General features: G+C 67.4%; 16 protein-coding genes, 2 pseudogenes and 1 riboswitch. Of the genes and pseudogenes, 8 read left to right on the top strand and 10 right to left on the bottom strand.

Features of this window, described 5'->3' with window-relative positions; all coding sequences use genetic code 11:
- The 7 genes and pseudogenes from FKP22_RS04750 to FKP22_RS04725 form a co-directional block, all read right to left on the bottom strand.
- A pseudogene (locus FKP22_RS04750) lies at nt 1-262 on the bottom strand (BON domain-containing protein); the annotation flags it as partial.
- 37 nt (nt 263-299) lie between these two features.
- Complete coding sequence (gene lepB, locus FKP22_RS04745; RefSeq protein WP_170200752.1) at nt 300-974, bottom strand: signal peptidase I; 675 nt, start codon at nt 972-974, stop codon at nt 300-302.
- Nucleotides 971-1,405: a hypothetical protein gene (locus FKP22_RS31825; RefSeq protein ID WP_170200751.1), complete on the bottom strand. Its 435-nt coding sequence runs from the start codon at nt 1,403-1,405 to the stop codon at nt 971-973. The genes lepB and FKP22_RS31825 overlap by 4 nt, the downstream gene beginning before the upstream one ends.
- 106 nt (nt 1,406-1,511) lie before the next feature.
- Entirely contained in the window at nt 1,512-1,943 is a 432-nt protein-coding gene (locus tag FKP22_RS04740) for a GNAT family N-acetyltransferase (RefSeq protein ID WP_141285686.1), read from the bottom strand.
- Between the two features lie 233 nt (nt 1,944-2,176).
- Nucleotides 2,177-2,536 carry a hypothetical protein gene (locus FKP22_RS04735; RefSeq protein WP_211361306.1) on the bottom strand — a complete coding sequence of 120 codons (360 nt, stop codon included), beginning with the start codon at nt 2,534-2,536 and terminating at the stop codon, nt 2,177-2,179.
- A 74-nt stretch (nt 2,537-2,610) separates the two neighbouring features.
- Nucleotides 2,611-3,669, bottom strand: a complete 1,059-nt coding sequence (locus tag FKP22_RS04730) for an aldose epimerase family protein (protein ID WP_141285682.1) — start codon at nt 3,667-3,669, stop codon at nt 2,611-2,613.
- A gap of 5 nt (nt 3,670-3,674) precedes the next feature.
- Nucleotides 3,675-4,445, bottom strand: coding sequence for an SDR family NAD(P)-dependent oxidoreductase (locus FKP22_RS04725; RefSeq protein WP_141285680.1), 771 nt, complete (start codon nt 4,443-4,445; stop codon nt 3,675-3,677).
- A gap of 150 nt (nt 4,446-4,595) precedes the next feature.
- Here FKP22_RS04725 and FKP22_RS04720 point away from each other — a divergent pair, with 150 nt between their 5' ends.
- The 4 genes from FKP22_RS04720 (at nt 4,596) to FKP22_RS04705 (ending at nt 9,627) form a co-directional block, all read left to right on the top strand.
- Nucleotides 4,596-6,338 carry an IlvD/Edd family dehydratase gene (locus FKP22_RS04720; RefSeq protein ID WP_141285678.1) on the top strand — a complete coding sequence of 581 codons (1,743 nt, stop codon included), beginning with the start codon at nt 4,596-4,598 and terminating at the stop codon, nt 6,336-6,338.
- Nucleotides 6,339-6,372: 34 nt separating this feature from the next.
- Entirely contained in the window at nt 6,373-7,302 is a 930-nt protein-coding gene (locus FKP22_RS04715; RefSeq protein ID WP_141285676.1) for a dihydrodipicolinate synthase family protein, read from the top strand.
- 20 nt (nt 7,303-7,322) lie between these two features.
- Nucleotides 7,323-8,765: an aldehyde dehydrogenase family protein gene (locus FKP22_RS04710; RefSeq protein WP_141285674.1), complete on the top strand. Its 1,443-nt coding sequence runs from the start codon at nt 7,323-7,325 to the stop codon at nt 8,763-8,765.
- Nucleotides 8,766-8,883: 118 nt separating this feature from the next.
- Nucleotides 8,884-9,627 carry a FadR/GntR family transcriptional regulator gene (locus FKP22_RS04705; protein WP_141285672.1) on the top strand — a complete coding sequence of 248 codons (744 nt, stop codon included), beginning with the start codon at nt 8,884-8,886 and terminating at the stop codon, nt 9,625-9,627.
- A 16-nt stretch (nt 9,628-9,643) separates the two neighbouring features.
- Here the strand turns inward: FKP22_RS04705 and FKP22_RS04700 are convergent, their stop codons facing one another.
- Both FKP22_RS04700 and FKP22_RS31820 read right to left on the bottom strand, forming a co-directional pair.
- A complete protein-coding gene (locus FKP22_RS04700) occupies nt 9,644-10,918 on the bottom strand; it encodes an SGNH/GDSL hydrolase family protein (protein WP_170200750.1) in 1,275 nt (424 codons plus the stop codon).
- Nucleotides 10,919-11,033: 115 nt separating this feature from the next.
- Entirely contained in the window at nt 11,034-12,338 is a 1,305-nt protein-coding gene (locus tag FKP22_RS31820; protein WP_170200749.1) for a sulfotransferase, read from the bottom strand.
- 410 nt (nt 12,339-12,748) lie between these two features.
- Here FKP22_RS31820 and FKP22_RS04690 point away from each other — a divergent pair, with 410 nt between their 5' ends.
- Nucleotides 12,749-13,993: an aminotransferase class V-fold PLP-dependent enzyme gene (locus tag FKP22_RS04690; RefSeq protein WP_141285668.1), complete on the top strand. Its 1,245-nt coding sequence runs from the start codon at nt 12,749-12,751 to the stop codon at nt 13,991-13,993.
- A 14-nt stretch (nt 13,994-14,007) separates the two neighbouring features.
- Here FKP22_RS04690 and FKP22_RS04685 read toward each other — a convergent pair whose 3' ends face one another.
- Nucleotides 14,008-14,394, bottom strand: a complete 387-nt coding sequence (locus tag FKP22_RS04685; RefSeq protein WP_141285690.1) for a VOC family protein — start codon at nt 14,392-14,394, stop codon at nt 14,008-14,010.
- Between the two features lie 132 nt (nt 14,395-14,526).
- Here FKP22_RS04685 and FKP22_RS04680 point away from each other — a divergent pair, with 132 nt between their 5' ends.
- From FKP22_RS04680 to FKP22_RS04670, 3 genes and pseudogenes are all read left to right on the top strand, one after another.
- Complete coding sequence (locus FKP22_RS04680; protein WP_141285666.1) at nt 14,527-15,528, top strand: 2-dehydropantoate 2-reductase; 1,002 nt, start codon at nt 14,527-14,529, stop codon at nt 15,526-15,528.
- A 7-nt stretch (nt 15,529-15,535) separates the two neighbouring features.
- A riboswitch (cobalamin riboswitch) is annotated at nt 15,536-15,785 on the top strand.
- 113 nt (nt 15,786-15,898) lie between these two features.
- A complete protein-coding gene (locus FKP22_RS04675; protein ID WP_170200748.1) occupies nt 15,899-17,785 on the top strand; it encodes a TonB-dependent receptor domain-containing protein in 1,887 nt (628 codons plus the stop codon).
- A 37-nt stretch (nt 17,786-17,822) separates the two neighbouring features.
- A pseudogene (locus FKP22_RS04670) lies at nt 17,823-18,296 on the top strand (hypothetical protein); the annotation flags it as partial.

Raw genomic sequence — 18,296 nt, 5'->3', positions numbered from 1 at the left:
CGGCAATCTCGTCGTCATGCGCATAGGCACTGGGCGTGTCGCACTTGCCGGCCAGCCAGCAGGTGGTGCCTTTTTCGGCGCGGTGATGCGCCTGCACGCGGCGCTCGGCCTCTGTCAACAACGGGCCCAGCGGCGCAGGGCAGCCGGTCAGGGTGCCGACCAGCGGGAAGAATGGATCGCCGAACCAGTTGCGGCGAACGTCCTCGGCTTGTGCCGGGGTGCCGAGCAGCGTCAGAACCAGCGCGGCGCCAAGGGTCGACATGGCCGGCCGGCCCGGCCTGCGCACCGCGCTGCAGGGCTCAGCGGAACACGCTGAGACCACGCTCCAGGCGCTGCGCCCAGCCGCCCAGCAGGTCGGTGGACAGCACGACATGGTGGGTGCGGCCGACGATGCCTTCGCGGGCCACCAGGCCGAAGAAACGCGAGTCCTCGGTGTCGTCCGGGTTGTCGCCGAGCACGAAGTAGCGGTCCGCCGGCAACTGGGTCGGGCCAAAGCCAAGCTTCTCGGCTTTGTCGAGCTTTTGGCTGGCCTGCGTCGCTGCGGACCGGACGGCGTCGTCCGCGTGTGGCGCCGGGGTGCCGAGCTTTTCGTCCGGCGCGCCGAAGCCGGCGGGCTTGTGGTTGACGTAGAGCGTGCTGCCGCGCAGCTCCACCAGGTCGCCCGGCACGGCGGCCACGCGCTTGACCAGCCGTTCCTGGTTCCGCGGCGAGAGGAGGGTGACCATGTCGCCGCGCTGCGGTTCGCTGAGGCGGGCCAGGGAGATCTGGGTCAGCGGCACCTTCAGGTCATAAGCCAGCTGGTTGACCAGCACCAGGTCGTTTTCCGGCGGTGTGACCTGGGCACTTGCGACGAGGCTGGCGACGGCGATTTCAGCGACGGGCGCCGGCCCCCAGTCGGCCATCGCACCGGAGGTGAGCACGGACAGCAGCAACAAGGCCGGGATGCGGTAGGGATGGGATTGCTGGTGTTTCATCGCATGGCCTCGTGCGTCGGGCAGCCTGCAAAGTGTCGGCCAGCGCCTGCAGCGGTGCAAGCCATTTTCAGCGCTGGCGCAGGCGTTCGCGCCGGGGCGGTAGCCGAACATGTGCGCCATGCCCGGTCGTGCCAGACGATGCGGCGCTGGCGCAGCTTGACGATGCCGACCAGGTCGTTGTCCAGCATCAGGCCTTGTTCGCGGTTGAGCCTGGCGAGGGCCGCTTCCGAGCGCTGCAGCTCGGCCGTGCGCTCGGCCACGCGTTGCGCCAGCACTGCTTGCAGCGAGTCCACCTGCTGGCGGGCGTGCACCGCAGCCTCGCGGTGCTGGATCTCGCGCTGCGCATTGCCGGCCAGCTCCGTCAGCAGGTCCAGCGAGCGCAGCAAGGCCAGGCGTTGCGTCTCGTCAGTGGTGGGCGGTGCAATCAGCATGAGGGCGTCGTGTCTGCATCGGCGATGCGGCCAATGGTTGCCTGCATTGAAGCACGTGGACGCGGCCGTCGCGAGAGGCTGACGGGCTGCAGCGTGCGCGACAGCCTCAGCCCGCGGCGAGCGATTTTTGCATCAGGTATTTCTCGACGCCCTGAGAAAACCCCCGAAGACAGAATGCAAGCTGATAACCGCGCTTGCGATAAAAATCAGGCGCTTGAAAACTGAAGGTGTAGAGATAAAGCAGCCGGCAACCCCTTTGCGCGGCCAAATCCTCGAAACGCCCGAGCAGCGTGCTGGCCAGCCCCTGGTTTCTCAATGCGGGCGCCACCCACAATTCCTGCAACTCGCAGCAATCTCCCCAGGTGCGACCCACCGCGCCGCCGATCACCTCGTCTGCTGCCGTTCTGGCAAACACCGACAGGCCACGCACGTCCTGCAGCGCTCTCGCCTGTTGGTTGGCTGCGTCCAGGCCCGCATCGACGACGCCCGCCTCGGCTTGCGGCACGTCCTGGTGGTCAGTGAAGCGGATGTGGTGCATGGCGATGTGATGGGATGGGTTGAGCCACTTGATTTCCCCCCTTTGGGGGATGGGACTTGCCTTGTCCCCCAGATATGGTTCAGCCCTGTCAACTATTTCTTGATTCGAAATACCCGATTCAGAAATGAGCGTGAGTGGGCCGCTGCATTGCGGGTGTGGGAGCGCCTGGAGGAGTTCGCTGAAAATGCGAATCGCAATGTCAATGGCGGCCCACTCGGGCGCGTGGCTGCATATTATTTCGAGGCCGTGGTCTTGATATAGGCCAACCGCCGAAAACGCAGCGCGGACCAATCTTCGTCAATCGCCACCGCGCGCACGGTTTCGAAGCCGGCGCCCTGCAGCACGGCCCAGCCGGTGTCGCGGTTGAAGTCGCAGCGGTAGCGTTTGGAGGTGCCTTTTGGGTAGGCGAACCACAGCAGCGCGTCGCCCTCGGCCTTGCCGGCCAGCAGCCCGGACAAGCGATCAACCTCGGTTTGCTGCGTGGCAAACGCAAGCGCGAAATGCACCGCCTGGACCTCCGCCGGGTCGCGCAGCACCTTGACACCCACCAGCGTGGCTAAGGCCGGCTCGAAGGACGCAGGCGCGTTGACCACGAGGATCTCGCGCTGGCCTTCAGGTTCAGCTTGTCGAACACGGTGGGCATGGTGATCTCCGCTGTCTCTGCCAGTCAGCCGGGCAGTGTAGAGAAGCGGTGTTCGGTGCTGCTGCGGAAAACCTCGCCGGGGCGCAGCACGGTGCTCGGCCAGTCGGCGCTTGCGGGGTGGTTAGGCGAGTCGGGGTTGTGCTGGGTTTCCAGGCACAGGCCGTCGCCCTGGCGGTAGAGCTGGCCGCCTTGGCCGCGCAGCGTGCCGTCGAGGAAGTTGCCGGAGTAGAACTGCACGGCGGGTTCGGTGGTGTGCACCGTCATCACGCGGCCGGAGGCCGGGTCTTCCAGCCGCGCGGCGAGGTGCAGCTGGCCGTCCTGCGGCGCGTCCAGCAGCCAGTTGTGGTCGTAGCCGCGGGCCAGGCGCAACTGCTCGTGGCCCTCGCGCAGCCGGGCTTCGACGACCTGGCTGCTGCGGAAGTCGAACGGCGTGCCGGCCACATCGGCAATGCGGCTGGGGATCAGTGCGGTGTCGACCTCGGTGTAGCGGCTGGCGTTCAGCTGCAGCCGGTGGCCGACGGCCGAGCCGGCGCCGGCGAGGTTGAAGTAGTCGTGGTGGCTGAGGTTGACGACGGTGGGCCGGTCGCAGCGGGCCTCGTAGTCCACGCGCCAGCCTTGTGCGTCGTCCAGCCGGTAGCGCACGCTGAGGTCCAGCGTGCCGGGGAAGCCTTCTTCTCCGTGTTCGCTGCGGTAGCGCAGGTGCAGCGTGTCGCCCTCTATCTCGGCCTGCCACAGCCGGGTGCCGAAGCCACGCGGGCCGCCGTGCAGGCAGTTCGGGCCATCGTTGATCGGCAGCTGGTGGGTTTCGCCGTCCAGCGTGAAACGGCCGCCGGCAATGCGGTTGGCATAACGGCCGACGATGACGCCGAAGTGCGGGTTGCGCAGCACGTAGTCGTCCAGCGCGTCGAAACCCAGCACCACGTTGGCCGACCGGCCGGCGCGGTCCGGCACCTGCAGCGAGGTCACGATGCCGCCGTAGGTGATGGCGCGCAGCACCAGGCCTCGGCCGTTGTCCAGCGTGTATTCGTCGACGATGCTGCCGTCGGGCAGCGTGCCGTAGGGACGGGAGTGGATCGTGGTCATGGCGGTCAGACCCAGCCGCCGTCCACGATGAAGTCCTGCGCGGTGCACATGGCGCTGTCGTCCGCCGCGAGGAACAGCGCCATGCGGGCGATGTGCTCGGCCATCAGCGGCTGGTTGATGCACTGGCCCTTGGCGATCTCGGCACGGGCCGCATCGTCCACCCACAGCGCGAGCTGCTTGTCGGTCATCACCCAGCCCGGCACGAGGGTGTTGACGCGGATGTTGTGTGGCCCGAGGTCGCGTGCCAGCGAGCGCGTGAGGCCCTGCACCGCGGCCTTGGCGGTGGTGTAGGCCGGCATGCCGCCTTGCTTGAGCTTCCAGCTGATGGAGCCGAAGTTGACGATGCTGCCGCCGCCGGCAGCGCGCATGTCCGGCAGCACCGCCTGCGCGGCGAAGAACTGGTGCTTGAGGTTGACGGCCAGGCCTGCGTCCCACTGTTCGGGTGTGACGCTTTCCAGCGCGTGGCGCTTGTCGTTGGCGGCGTTGTTCAGCAGCACCGTGATGCGGCCTCCCAGCGCGTCGCGCAGCGTGTGGATGGCGCGCTGCAGTGCGGCGGTGTCGGTCAGGTCGGCGGCGACGAAATACGGGCCGCGGCGTGCACCGTCCTGCAGTTTCGCGGCCAGGGCCTTGCCGGCGGCGGCGTCAATGTCGATGAAGCCCACCGCTGCGCCTTGCAGCGCGAATTGTTCGACCAAGCAGGCACCGATGCCGGTGGCGCCGCCAGTGATCAACACCCGGCGGTCGGCCAGGCTGGGGTAGCGCGCGAAAACAGTCATGAGGGAACTCCGCCAACAGGGTCACTGAACACTGCTGGCATTTTATTAGTAATACTTTAGTGAGAAGTCTTGCGGAAGTTTCAGGGTTTACCCGAGTGACGTGCCACAATTAGTCATACTTTAATGTCGACTCCTGTTTGAGAGAGCCTCATGTCCAAGCCCCCCGTCAAGCTCAGGTCCGCTGCATGGTTCGGCACTGCCGACAAAAACGGCTTCATGTACCGAAGCTGGATGAAGAACCAAGGCATCCCGGATCACGAATTCCAGGGCAAGCCCATCATCGGCATCTGCAACACCTGGAGCGAGCTGACGCCCTGCAACGCCCACTTCCGCAAGCTGGCCGAGCATGTGAAGCGCGGCATCCTGGAGGCCGGTGGCTTCCCGGTCGAGTTCCCGGTGTTCTCCAACGGTGAATCGAACCTGCGGCCCACGGCCATGCTCACGCGCAACCTGGCCAGCATGGACGTGGAGGAGTCGATCCGCGGCAATCCGATCGACGGCGTGGTGCTGCTGGTCGGCTGCGACAAGACCACGCCTGCGCTGCTGATGGGCGCGGCCAGCTGTGACGTGCCGGCCATCGTCGTCACCGGCGGGCCGATGCTGAACGGCAAGCTCAACGGCAAGAACATCGGCTCGGGCACGGCGGTCTGGCAGCTCAGCGAGCAGGTCAAGGCCGGCACCATCTCGATCAACGACTTCCTTGCCGCTGAGGCTGGCCATGCGCGCTCGGCCGGCACCTGCAACACCATGGGCACGGCGTCCACCATGGCCTGCATGGCGGAATCGCTGGGTGTGAGCCTGCCGCACAACGCCGCCATCCCGGCGGTGGACGCACGGCGACAGGTGCTGGCGCATCTCTCGGGCAGCCGCATCGTCGAGATGGTCAACGAGGGCCTGACGCTGTCCAAGCTGCTGACCCGCGAAGCTTTCGAAAACGCCATCCGCACCAATGCCGCCATCGGCGGCTCGACCAACGCGGTGATCCACCTGAAGGCGATTGCCGGCCGCATTGGCGTGGACCTGCAACTGGACGACTGGACCTCGGTCGGCCACGGCACGCCTACGCTGGTGGACCTGCTGCCCTCGGGCCGTTTCCTGATGGAAGAGTTCTACTACGCCGGCGGCCTGCCGGGCGTGCTGCGCCGGCTGGGCGAGGCCGGGCTGCTGCCGCACCCGAATGCGCTGACGGCCAATGGCAAGAGCATCTGGGACAACGTCAAGGATGCGGCAATCCACGACGAAGAGGTGATCCGTCCGTTGACCAAGCCGCTGGTGCCGGACGGCAGCATCCGCGTGCTGCGTGGCAACCTGGCGCCCAACGGCGCGGTGCTCAAGCCCTCGGCCGCCAGCGCCCACCTGCTCAAGCACCGCGGCCGCGCGGTGGTCTTCGAGAGCCTGGAGCACTACAAGGAACGCATCGTCGACCCGGACCTGGACATCACGGCCGACTCGGTGATGGTGCTGAAAAACTGTGGCCCGCGCGGCTACCCCGGCATGGCCGAGGTCGGCAACATGGGCCTGCCGCCCAAGCTGCTGGCCCAGGGCGTGACCGACATGGTGCGCATTTCCGACGCCCGCATGAGCGGCACCGCCTACGGCACCGTGGTGCTGCACGTGGCGCCCGAGGCGCGCGCGGGCGGCCCGCTGGCGGTGGTGCAGGAGGGTGACTGGATCGAACTGGATGCCGAGACCGGCCGGCTGCACCTGGACGTGACGGACGAAGAACTGGCCGCCCGCCTGGTCGCCTGGGCCGCGGTGCAGCAGGTCGACCCGGCCGACGCCACCGGCTACCGCCACCTGTACGTGAAGCACGTGATGCAGGCCGACCAGGGCTGCGACTTCGACTTCCTGGTCGGCTGCCGCGGGGCGGCGGTGCCGCGCCATTCTCACTGAGTCACTGAACCCCGACTTCCTGAAGAGATACCTCATGAGCACTCATCAACAAGCTGCGCGGTACAAGGGTGTGTTCCCTGTCGTGCCCACGACCTTCAATGAACAAGGCGGGCTGGACCTGGAAAGCCAGAAGCGCTGCGTCGACTTCATGATAGCCGCCGGCTCGACCGGCCTGTGCATCCTGGCCAACTTCTCCGAGCAGTTTGTGCTGGGCGATGACGAGCGCGAGGTGCTTGCGAAGACCATCCTCGAACACGTGGCCGGCCGGGTGCCGGTGATCGTCACCACCACCCACTTCGGTACGCAGATCTGCGCCGCGCGCAGCCGCCGCGCGCAGGACATGGGCGCCGCCATGGTGATGGTCATGCCGCCCTACCACGGCGCCACCATCCGCGTGTCCGAAGCGCAGATCCACGGCTTCTACAGCCAGCTGTCCGACGCCATCGACATTCCCATCATGATCCAGGACGCGCCGGTCAGCGGCACGGTGCTGAGCGCACCCTTCCTGGCCCGCATGGCGCGCGAGATCGAGAACGTTGCGTACTTCAAGATCGAAACCGCCGGTGCGGCCAGCAAGCTGCGCGAGCTGATCGCCATTGGTGGCGCGGACATCGAAGGCCCGTGGGACGGCGAAGAGGCCATCACGCTGCTGGCCGACCTGGACGCTGGCGCGACCGGCGCGATGACCGGCGGTGCCTTCCCGGACGGCATCCGCACCATCGTCGACGCCTACGCCGCCGGCCGTCGCGAGGAAGCTGTGGCCGCCTACGCGCGCTGGCTGCCGCTGATCAACTACGAGAACCGCCAGGGCGGCATCCTGACCGCCAAGGCCTTGATGAAGGAAGGCGGCGTAATCGCCTGCGACGCGCCGCGGCATCCGTTCCCGGCGATGAACCCTGCCGTGCGCGCCGGCCTGCTGGACGCGGCGAAGCGCCTCGATCCGCTGGTCCTGCGTTGGGCCTGAATCAAAAGAGGCACCTCATCATGAGCAACACCTTCCAGAACTACATCAATGGCGAATGGGTGGCCGGCGCAGGCACGCGGCCGAACATCAACCCGTCCGACACCAGCGACGTGATCGGCCACTACGCGCAGGCCGATGCGGCGCAGACCGAAGCCGCCATCGCTGCCGCGCAGGCCGCATTCCCGGGCTGGGCCATGAGCACGCCGCAGCAGCGTTTCGACGTGCTGGACGCCGTGGGCAACGAACTGCTGGCGCGCAAGGACGAGATCGGCCGACTGCTGTCGCGCGAAGAGGGCAAGACCTTGCCTGAAGGCATTGGCGAGACGCACCGCGCCGCGATGATCTTCAAGTTCTTCGCGGGCGAGGCGCTGCGAGGCGGCGGCGAACACCTGGCCTCCGTGCGGCCGGGCGTGGGCGTGGACGTGCTGCGGCAGCCGGTTGGCGTGGTCGGGCTGATCGCGCCGTGGAACTTTCCCATCGCCATCCCGGCCTGGAAGATCGCCCCGGCGCTGGCCTACGGCAACTGCGTGGTCTTCAAGCCGGCCGAACTGGTGCCCGGCTGTGGCTGGACGCTGGCCGACATCCTCAGCCGCACGGCGCTTCCGAAGGGCGTGTTCAACCTGGTGATGGGCCCGGGCTCGCAAGTGGGCCAGACGCTGGTGGATTCGCCGCTGGTGCGCGCGGTGAGCTTCACCGGCTCGGTCGGCACCGGCCGGCGCATCATCAACAGCTGCGCTGCCCGCCAGGCCAAGGTGCAGGCCGAGATGGGTGGCAAGAACCCGCTGGTGGTGCTGGACGACGCCGACCTGGACGTGGCTGTCAACGCCGCGGTGCAAAGTGCGTATTTCTCGACCGGCCAGCGCTGCACGGCTTCGAGCCGCATCATCGTCACCGAAGGCGTGCATGACGCGTTCGTCGACAAGGTGCTGGCCAAGCTGCGCACGCTGAAGGTGGACCATGCGTTGAAAGCCGGCACCGACATCGGCCCCGTCGTCGATGAAAAGCAACTGGCGCAGAACCTGCGCTACGTGGCGCTGGCGCAGACGGAAGGCGGCAAGCTGGCGTTTGGCGGCGAGGTGCTGGAACGCGAGACGAAGGGCTTCTTCCAGATGCCGGCGTTGATCACCGAAACGACCAACGCGATGACCATCAGCCGCGAGGAAGTCTTCGGCCCGGTGGCCAACGTGATCCGCGTGCGCGACTACGAAGAAGCGCTGGCGACGGCCAACGACACCGAGTTTGGCCTCTCGGCCGGCATCTGCACCACCTCGCTGAAACACGCCACCCACTTCAAGCTGGCCGCGCAGGCCGGCATGGTGATGGTCAACCTGCCGACCGCGGGCGTGGACTACCACGTGCCGTTTGGCGGCAGCAAGGGCTCCAGCTACGGCCCGCGCGAGCAGGGCAGCCATGCCAAGGAGTTCTACACCACGGTGAAGACGGCGTATACGGCGGCTGGCTGAGGCGCCGATTCGCACCTTCGGTCGCGTGGGCCGTCCGATGGGCGGCTGCGGCTGATCGCGCGCAAATCACTGTGTTACGGTTCCTGCGGCATCTGCCTGGAGACGGAGAATGGCGGGAATGAACAGTCGCACGGCGCAGTCCACCTATCGCCTTCAGCCCGAAGGCAAGAGCATGCATGGACGCATCGTGCGCGAGCTTGGCCTGGCCATCCTGGCCGGTGCGTTGAAGCCGGGCGACCGGCTGCCGGCCGAGGCGGTGCTGCTGGAGAAATACGACGTGAGCCGGCCGGTGCTGCGCGAAGCCGTGCGGGTGCTGGTGGCCAAGGGGCTGGTGGTGTCCAAGCAGCGCTCGGGCGCCATCGTCCGGCCGCGCAACGAGTGGCATCTGCTGGACCCGGACGTGCTGTACTGGCTGATCCAGACCAAGCCGCAGCCCGAGTTCGTCAGCACGCTGCTGACGGTGCGCCGCGTCTTCGAGCCCGCCGCTGCCGCGCTGGCCGCCAAGGCTGCGACCGAGGACCAGATCGAGGCCATTGCCGAGGCTTTCTCCGGCATGGCCGCAGCGCGCACCACCGAGGAACTGCTGGAACCCGACCTGGCGTTTCACCGCCGCATTGCCGAGGCCACCAACAACGACCTGCTGGCCTACATCGGCAACATGCTGTCCCTCGCGCTGCGCGAGTCCATCATCCTCAGCAGCCAGGTGCCCAACACCCACGAGCTTTCGCTGCCGCGCCACAAGGCGATCCTGACGGCGCTGCGCAACCGTGACGCGCTGGCCGCCCGCCAGGCCACGCTGGTGCAGTTGGAAGAGACTGGCGACGACTTGTCGACGCTGCTGCCGGGCGTGAACCTGGCCTGAGCGCCGGTGGGTCGGCTCAGTTCCTGAGCGCCTGCAGATCGATGGCAGCCGCCATCACGCGATAACCCGCGGCATTCGGATGCGTGTGGTCGCCGCTGTCGAAGACCGGGTTCAGGTAGCTGGGCCGGGCCGGGTCGGCCATCAGGCGGTCGAAATCCAGCACCCGGTCGAAGGCGCCCGCGCTGGTGATCCAGCGGTTGACCTCCACTCGCATCGCCTCGGCCGCTGGTGTCTGGCCGCGCGGGCCGGTCGAGCCGCCGCGTGGCAGCAACGTGGCACCCCAGACCTGCACGCCGGCTGCGTGGGCGTGTGCCACCAGCGTCTTCATGCCTTCGATGACCTGGGCCGCGCTGACCTTGTCCTTGGGGCTGTCCAGCAGGCCGCTGGCGGTGATGTCGTTGATGCCTTGCAGCAGCACCACCCAGTGCACACCGGGCTGGTCCAGCACGTCGCGCTGGAAACGAGCGAGCGTGCTCGGGCCAAGGTAGGGATCCGAGCCGTCGTTCAGGATGCGGTTGCCGGCAATGCCGGCGTTGACCACGGCCACATCGGCCAGCGCGGGGTCCTTTCGCAGGCGCGCAGCCAGCGCGTCGGGCCAGCGTGCGTTGGCATCCAGTCCTGAGCCCACGCCGTCGGTGATGGAGTCACCTACAGCCACCAGCGTGCGTGCCGGGCCGCTCGCCTTGGTCGGAAGCACCTGCAGGTCGGTCAGCAGGTAGCGGCTGTCGTCGGTGTCGGCGCGGGGCAGGGCGGCGGCACCGGCCATGTCCAGGCCGTCGACCAGGTAGGCCGTCTGCATGCCCACCGTGTGGATCGTCGGCGCGCTGGCGCCTTCGGGCAGGTAAAGGCTCACGGCCAGTTCCTGCAGCGCTGCCACCGGCAGGTCCAGCGGGTCGCTCCAGGCGCTTTCACCCTTGGCAATGCGCAGCGTGGCCTGGCCACCAAAGCTCAGCGCACGGTCGCTGCCCGCGACGATGGCCGAGCCCACGCCATGCAGGCCCACATGCACCGGCCCGACCAGCAGCGGCCCGTCGCCCAGAAGGTTCGACAGCTTGATTCGCAGCTTGTCGCCACCCGAGCCGGCGCGCAGCACTTGCCGGATGGTTTGGGGCTTCATCGCCGGCCCTGCCGAGTCCGGTGCCGCACTCCAGGCCGGCACCCAGGCCCCTGTTTCGCCCGCCGTTGCGCCCATCAGCGAGGGCAGCAGCAGAGCCAAACCAACGCCGAGCGCCAGCAATGCCGCGGCCTTCAGCCTGCCTTCGAGCTTGAAGTGGGTGTTGATCGGGCTCATGCGACGGCGTGGGGTGGACGATGGCCGATTGTTGAACGGTTCATCACCTGTGCGGGAGCTGGCACCCCAAACAAAACAGGCCCGCCGAAGCGAGCCTGTCTGGGGATGCGGAAGATCAGTAGCCCAGTGACGCCGCCACTTCGCGGGTCTGCGCGCCGAGGATGTCTTCGGAGTAGAACTGCTTCCAGCGCACCGCGGCATCGGGGTTGATGGCGTTGTGCAGGTGGAACTTCAGGTCGCCGCTCATCTTCGAGGCGTTGTCCACGCCGTCGGTCATGCGCTGGTCCATTTCCTGGTACGGGTTGATCATCGCGTCTTCGTACGGAATGCCGGCGAAGCTGCAGATCTTCTCGATGGATGCGGAGGGATTGCAGACGATGTCTTCGTACTGGATCTGCAGCCAACGGTCTGCCGGCACATGCTGACCTGCGGCCACGGTGTTCTGCTGCGCGGTAAGCCAGGTCAGCTCGGCCAGCTCGCGGCTGCCGAAGCTGGCTTCCTGAACCATGGGCATCAGGCGCTGCAGCTTGGACTCTTCATACGAGCGGATCATGCCCAGCGGGTGGCGCGTCAGGTGGATGTACAGCGGGCGATCGAAGTCTTGTTCGATGCGCTTCAGGATGTCCACGTCGATCACGTACGAAGGCGTCTTGTCGACCAGCAGCTTCTCGCCCTTCAGCGGTTGCTGCAGCAGGTTGTAGAAGGCCTTGGTGGACATGTCGTCGGCTTCGCACTTCGAGACGAAGGCGCGGGCCGCTTCGGGCTCCCAGCCATGCAACTGCATCAGTGCGCGAACGGTGCCGTCCAGCAGGTGCTCGGTGTGCTCGCCGGACAAGGCCTTCAGGCGCTCGCCCATGGTGTTGTAGGGCAGCAGGTGCAGTTCGGGCGGGGCAAACAGCTTGGAGCTGCCGGCCAGGATCACGCGCAGCAGCGTCGAGCCCGAACGCGGAGGCGACAGCACGAACAGCGCCGGCGGATTCTTTGGCGTGCCGTCGTCGCGCAGCTTGCGGGTGGCAATGCTCGCGCGGAACTTGGCCAGCTTCTCGGGGGTGACACGCTCGCTTTCGGGAATCGAGGTCAGCCGCGTGGCGACGACGGCGGTGTTGGCCGCCACGGGCGCGGGCGCTGCGACCGGCAACGAGCCGTTCAACCGGCCGGCGACGAACTCGGCAATCTGCGCGACGCTCAGGTCCTCGACATAAGCGCCGTTTTTCATCAACAGGTCCTGGAACCCGAGCTTGGTCTTGTAGGCGCCTTCGATCGCCACGACCAACTGGATGAAGTCGATCGACGCGAAGCCGATGTCGCCAATCATCGTGGTCTGGGGACCAATGCCGCCTTCGAGCTCGACGTCCCAGTCTTCCGTCAAATCAGAGATGACTCCAATGACGCGTTGCTCGACATTCTCGACCGTGTGCATGCTGCCTGTTCCCTCAACTCCGTGGATATCGCGACGGTAAACCCTTGCTTGCGAACATCATAAGTGCATCACGATGTCCGGCCTGGAACAGGTAAGCAGCCAGTGCGCCAAGCGCACATGGCAGTCTAGCGATTGACGTGGGAGCGCAATTCCGGCATGCGCACGGTTTCCGCCGGCTTCACCAGCGAAAACCCCCTAGAACGTTGCCTGCCCGAGGCCTGTGCCCAGGCCTTGCAGCCGCCCGGTGAACGCTGGTGTGGCCCGAAACATTGGCGCCGCGAACAGGGGACGGCCAGCAGCAGGCGCTTTTGCTGTCGGCTGCGGCACCGTTCAGGTGCGTTTCAGCGGCGTCCCGCTGTCCCGCCGCCGCTTCTTGGTAAGGTCCTGGCTTCCACAGCACAGGCCCACCCATGCCCGCTCCGGACTTCCATCTCCCGTTTTTCGACGCTGCCCTTGCCGGCCTGCCGGCGGTCTCAGCCCAGGCGCCTGAACATGATGAGGCGTTCTGGTCCGCTGTGGCCGCCCTTTACCGGACTTCCCATGCGACAGCCAACCTGGAAAACGGCTTCTGGGGCGTGATGGCCGAGCCGGTGCGGCAAGCGTTCATGCGCTGGACCGAGCGCGTCAACTTCGAGAACACGCTGATGATCCGCGAAGGCTGGCCGAGCGCAATGGCCGCCATTCGCCAGCGCGTGGCCGCAGCGCTGGGCTGCGAGCCGGAGGAAATTGCGCTGACACGCGGCGCCACCGAATCCATGCTGGCCCTGATCAGCGGCTACAACCGGCTGCAGCCGGGCGACACCGTCTTGTATGCCGACCTGGACTACCCGGCGATGCGCAACGCGATGGCATGGCTGCGCGAGCGGCGCGGCGTGCTGCCGGTCAGGCTGGAAATTCCGGAGCCGGCCAGCCGCGAAAACGTGCTCGCCACTTATGCAGACGCCTTGCGCCAGCACCCACGCACCCGCTTGCTGCTGCTGACCCACCTGAGCCACAGCACCGGCCTGGTGATGCCGGTGCGGGAACTCAGCGAGATGGCCCGGGCGGCCGGCGCCGAAGCCATCGTCGATGCGGCCCACTCCTGGGGCCAGTTGGATTTCGACGTGGCCGACCTGGGCGCGCCGTATGCCGCCTTCAACCTGCACAAATGGGTGGGCGCGCCACTGGGCTGCGGTTGCCTGTACATCCGCAAAGGCAGCCTAGCCGCCATCGACCCGTATTTCGGCGACCGCGACCATCCGGCCGACGACGTGCGCTCGCGCATCCACACCGGTTCACCGAACTTCGCCGCCTGGCTCAGCATTCCCGCGGCGCTTCAGTTGCATCAGCGCATTGGCGCCAGCGCCAAGCAGGCCAGGCTGCGCAGCCTGCGAGACCATTGGGTGCAGCAGGTGCGCGGGCTGCCGGGCCTGGAGATCCTGACGCCGGACCAGCCCGGCATGGCCGCCGGCATCACCTCGTTGCGCTTCAGCGGGCGTGGCAGCGCCGCGGAGAACCAGGCCATCGTTGCCGCGCTGCACGAGCAGCATGGCGTGTTCACCGTCTGGCGCAATGGCCCTGCGCGGGGCGACGTGGTGCGGGTCACGCCGGCCATCTACACATCACGTGCCGAACTCGACCGGCTGGTCGCCGGGCTGCGCGCCTTGCTGAACTGAAAAACAGTGCCACCTCACATTGGCGTGCACAACTCCACCAGCAAGCCGTCCGGGCAGCGCAGCCAGGAGACTGTCTGGCCCCAGGGCATGGCTTGCGGTGCGGCCAGTTCCTTGCCACCGGCGGCCAGTGCGCGCTGGTGGGCCTCGGCCACGTCGTCGCAGACCAGCGCCACCTCCATGCCCAGCGGCTGTTCGGACTGGTCGGCCCGCACATGGCCACCGGGCAGGTGGCCCTCGCCAATGCTGTGCTCGGCAAACGCCAGCGTGGTGGCGCCAGTGTCCAGCTCGCCGTAGCCGCCGGATTCGTGCAGGAAGCGGCGGCCGATGCCAAACGCGCGCTCGAAGAAGTCCAGCGAGGCCTCGACCTTGCTGACGTACAGGATGGTGTAGCCAAAGCGCATCGCGCCGGGTGCTGGCATGGGACGGCTCCTTGTTTGGTTTGATGGCCAAGTCTAGAAGGACTTGTTCGACGTTGCCTCCGGTCGCGCTATCGTCTTGTTCCTTTCATGAACCTCACTCAGAGGACTTTTCCCATGCGGGTTTGCATCTTCGGCGCTGGTGCCATTGGCGGTTTCATTGGCGCACGACTGGCGGCAGCCGGCGTGGCGCAGCTCAGCGTCGTGGCCCGGGGCGACACGCTGGCGGCGCTGCAGCAGCACGGCTTTCGCCTGCGCAACCCCGACGGCTCGCTGACTCAGGCGCCGGTGCGCGCCAGCGCGACACCTGCCGAACTGGGTGAGCAGGACCTGGTGATCATTGCCGTCAAGGGCCAGGCGATGGCCGCTGCTGCGCCCGCCATCGGCCCGCTGCTGGGGCCGCAGACCGTGCTGCTGCCGGCGATGAATGGCATTCCCTGGTGGTTCTCGGCCGGCGTGCCCGAGCTGGGTGCTGCGCCGCTTGGCAGCGTGGACCCCGGTGGCCACATCGCCCAGGCCTTGCCTGTCTCGCGCATCATTGGCTGCGTGGTGCACGCCAGCACCTCGTGCCCGGAGCCCGGCCTGGTGGCGCACCAGATGGGGCAGAAGCTGATCATTGGCGAGCCGGCGGCCGGCCCGGTCACGCCGCGTGTGCAGCAGGTCGCCGAGCTGCTGCGCAGCGGTGGGCTGGAGGTGGTCGAGAGCCCCGAATTGCGGCGCGAGCTCTGGTACAAGCTGTGGGGCAACCTGACCACCAACCCGGTCTCGGCCATCACCGGCGCGACGGTGGACCTGATCATCGGCGACCCGTTGCTGCGCACCTTCTGCGCCAGCATGATGGAAGAGGCGGCGCGGGTCGGCGCGCGCATCGGCTGCAGGATCGAGCAGACCCCGGCTGACCGCCATCGCATCACCGCCAGCCTGGGCGCCTTCAAGACCTCGATGCTGCAGGACGCGGAAGCCGGCCGCACGATCGAGCTCGACGGCATCGTCGGCGCGGTGCGCGAGATCGCCCAGCGCGTGGGCGAGCCGACGCCCGGCATTGACGCGCTGCTGGGGCTGACCCGCGTCTTCGCGCAGGTGCACGGCCTGTACCCGCGCCCGCAGGGCGCCGCGTAACCCCGGTGTAAACTGACACCTGTTTGGTGCCTGGGCTGCGCTTCGTTGCGGCCCGGGGTAAACGGGAAACAGGAAGGCCAGCCTCCACGAGGCGATGCCCAACCTGTGCTGCCCCCGCAACGGTAAGTGGACGAAGCCTCGCGCAAGCTGCGCCAGCGTTTCAGCCCGTGCTCCTGGCCACTGAAGGTGAAGACCTTCGGGAAGGCCGCACGGTTGGTGCCACCAGCCCGGATACCGGCCAACAGGGGGCGCGAGCATGTTCTCGCGCCATGTAGCGGCCACCCGCGGGGAAGCAGGTGGCCGTGCTGTTGCCTTTGGCCTGCCTTGCGCCGTGCCGCGCCTGCCAAAGCGACTTCCGGAAGTTGTCCCCATGAGCCTGCGCACCGCCTTGCGCCTTTCCCATTCCTCGTCGCACGCCGCGTTGCGTGTTCCGGCCGCGCTCGCGCTGCTTCTGCAGGCACCGCTGCATGTCGCCGCGCAAACTGCGCCGGCCAGCGAGGCCAGCGACTACGTCGTGACGGCAGCCCGCAGCCAGGTCGTCACCCGCGACTCGGTGCGCCCGGTCACGGTCATCACCGCCGAAGACATCCGCCAGGCCGGTGCCGGTTCGTTGACCGACCTGCTGCGCACGATGGGGGGCGTGGAGATCACGCACAACGGCGGCCTGGGCCAGACCAGCAGCATCTTCATGCGCGGTGCCAGTTCGGACCACACGGTGCTGATCGTCGACGGCGTGCGCCTGGGATCGGCCACCTTGGGCACCGCTTCGTTCGAGTCCATTCCGCTGGCGTTGATCGAGCGTGTGGAAGTCCTGCCCGGACCGTCATCCAGCCTGTACGGCGCTGACGCCATTGGCGGCGTGATCCAGGTCTTCACGAAGAGCGCGCTGCGCTCGCCCGGCGCCACCGTTTCGCTGACCGGCGGCAGCCACAACCTGCAACAGGCCGTGGCGGGCTACGCCGGCCGCATCGGCGAACAGACCGAGCTGTCTGCCGGCATCGATTTCCTGCGCACCGATGGCATCAATGCCACCAATGCCGACAACACCTACGGCTACAACCCGGACAAGGACGGCTACCTGAACCGCGGCGGCCATGTCGGCATCACCCAGCACTTCGGGCCGGACCAGCAGGTTGCGTTGAAGCTGCTGCGCAGCGTCAGCAAGGTCCATTACGACGATGGTCCGGATCCAGACGCCGACACCCGGCAGGACAGCTACAGCACCACGGTGACGCAGACCATGGCCCTGCAGTGGTCCGGCAAACTGAGCGAGCGCTGGCAGTCCAGCGTTGTGGTGGGCCGCTCGGTCGACCTGTCGAACGACTACAGCACCTTCCCCGGCACCTTCAAGACCACGCAGCAGCAGTTTGGCTGGCTCAATCATGTGGCGCTGGCAGGTGGCACCGCCACCGCGGGCGTGGAGTTCCTGAAGCAGGAAGTCGACAGCGACACGCCTTACAACGTGACCGAGCGCACCATCCGCAGCGGCATGCTGGGTTGGCGTGGCAGCTTCGGCGCGCACTCGGTGCAGATCGACCTGCGCCAGGACCGCAACAGCCAGTTTGGCAACCACGGCACCGGCCAGCTCGGCTGGGCCTATGCGCTGGACGGCGCCAGCCGCGTGCGTGCCTCGTATGGCACCGCCTTCCATGCGCCGACGTTCAACGAGCTGTACTACCCCGGCTTCGGCACGCCAGACCTGAAGCCGGAACATTCGAAGAGCTTCGAGTTTGGTGCCGACACCCGCCTGGGTGGCGCCGACCTGACCGCCACGCTGTTCGACAACCGCATCACCGACCTGATCGAATACGCGCCGCCGGACTACCTGCCGCACAACGTCGCCAAGGCCCGCATCAAGGGCCTGGTGCTGACGGCTGGTGGCCAGATCACCCGTGACCTGCGCGCCAAGCTGAACTTCACCTGGCAGGACCCGCTGAACGAAGAGACCGACGACCAACTGCGGCGCCGCGCCCGGGTCTTCGGTGGCCTGCACCTGGTGCAGCAACTGGGCACGGCCCAGGTTGGCAGCGACCTGACCTGGGTTGGCAAGCGCTATGACGCCGACGTCGAATCCGCGGACGCGCGCATGGGGGCGTATGGCCTGGTGGACCTGTTCGCCGGCTGGGCCATCACGCCGCAATGGCGCGTCGAGGGCCGTGTCAACAACCTGGCCGACAAGCGCTACACGACGGCCCAGGGCTACAACAGCCCCGGCCGCGAAGCCCAGCTGACCTTGCGCTGGACGCCACCGTTGTGATCGGCCACTGAGCTGCGCCTGCCGCCTGCCGCCTGCCATGCTTGCCACCACCGCTCCGCCTGTACCCACAGCGCCGCGATGGCGCGGTGTGGCGGTGGTGCTGGTGCTGCACGGGCTGGTGCTGTGGGGGTGGTCCATGGCCAGCCGGTCGCGCGAGGTGGTGGTGCAGGTGGACACGCCGGCCCTGGTCATGATCCAGGTCGCCGCGAAGTCATCTGCCGTGCCCAAGGTGGCAGTGCCTGCGAAGCCTGGGAGCAGGCCCTTGCCACCGGTTGTGCCCATCCGCATGCCGCCTGCGCCACCGGCGGCCGCCATTTCAGAAGCCTTGGCCAGCACCGCCACACCCGCGCCTGCGCCAGCGGTCTCGGCCGCCAGCGCCGTGCCAGTCCTGGTGGCTGCTGCATCCGCCGCCAGTGCAGCCAATCCGGCACCTCGCCTGACCCGCGCACCTCAGCCGCTGCCTGGCAACCCGCTGCCGGTCTACCCGGAAGCGGCGCGGGAAGACGGGCTG

Source organism: Ideonella azotifigens (assembly GCF_006519715.1).
In the GTDB taxonomy this organism is placed as follows: Bacteria; Pseudomonadota; Gammaproteobacteria; order Burkholderiales; family Burkholderiaceae_C; genus Ideonella; species Ideonella azotifigens.
This window is presented reverse-complemented; position numbering and strand designations above follow the sequence as displayed.

Coding starts and splice junctions, on each gene's coding strand:
- FKP22_RS04740 (WP_141285686.1), bottom strand. CDS start 1,943: ATGCACCACATCCGCTTCACTGACCACCAGGACGTGCCGCAAGCCGAG.
- FKP22_RS04690 (WP_141285668.1), top strand. CDS start 12,749: ATGCCCGCTCCGGACTTCCATCTCCCGTTTTTCGACGCTGCCCTTGCC.
- FKP22_RS04680 (WP_141285666.1), top strand. CDS start 14,527: ATGCGGGTTTGCATCTTCGGCGCTGGTGCCATTGGCGGTTTCATTGGC.
- FKP22_RS04675 (WP_170200748.1), top strand. CDS start 15,899: ATGAGCCTGCGCACCGCCTTGCGCCTTTCCCATTCCTCGTCGCACGCC.
- lepB (WP_170200752.1), bottom strand. CDS start 974: ATGAAACACCAGCAATCCCATCCCTACCGCATCCCGGCCTTGTTGCTG.
- FKP22_RS04730 (WP_141285682.1), bottom strand. CDS start 3,669: ATGACCACGATCCACTCCCGTCCCTACGGCACGCTGCCCGACGGCAGC.
- FKP22_RS04725 (WP_141285680.1), bottom strand. CDS start 4,445: ATGACTGTTTTCGCGCGCTACCCCAGCCTGGCCGACCGCCGGGTGTTG.
- FKP22_RS04700 (WP_170200750.1), bottom strand. CDS start 10,918: ATGAGCCCGATCAACACCCACTTCAAGCTCGAAGGCAGGCTGAAGGCC.
- FKP22_RS04710 (WP_141285674.1), top strand. CDS start 7,323: ATGAGCAACACCTTCCAGAACTACATCAATGGCGAATGGGTGGCCGGC.
- FKP22_RS31820 (WP_170200749.1), bottom strand. CDS start 12,338: ATGCACACGGTCGAGAATGTCGAGCAACGCGTCATTGGAGTCATCTCT.
- FKP22_RS04715 (WP_141285676.1), top strand. CDS start 6,373: ATGAGCACTCATCAACAAGCTGCGCGGTACAAGGGTGTGTTCCCTGTC.
- FKP22_RS04705 (WP_141285672.1), top strand. CDS start 8,884: ATGAACAGTCGCACGGCGCAGTCCACCTATCGCCTTCAGCCCGAAGGC.
- FKP22_RS31825 (WP_170200751.1), bottom strand. CDS start 1,405: ATGCTGATTGCACCGCCCACCACTGACGAGACGCAACGCCTGGCCTTG.
- FKP22_RS04720 (WP_141285678.1), top strand. CDS start 4,596: ATGTCCAAGCCCCCCGTCAAGCTCAGGTCCGCTGCATGGTTCGGCACT.
- FKP22_RS04685 (WP_141285690.1), bottom strand. CDS start 14,394: ATGCGCTTTGGCTACACCATCCTGTACGTCAGCAAGGTCGAGGCCTCG.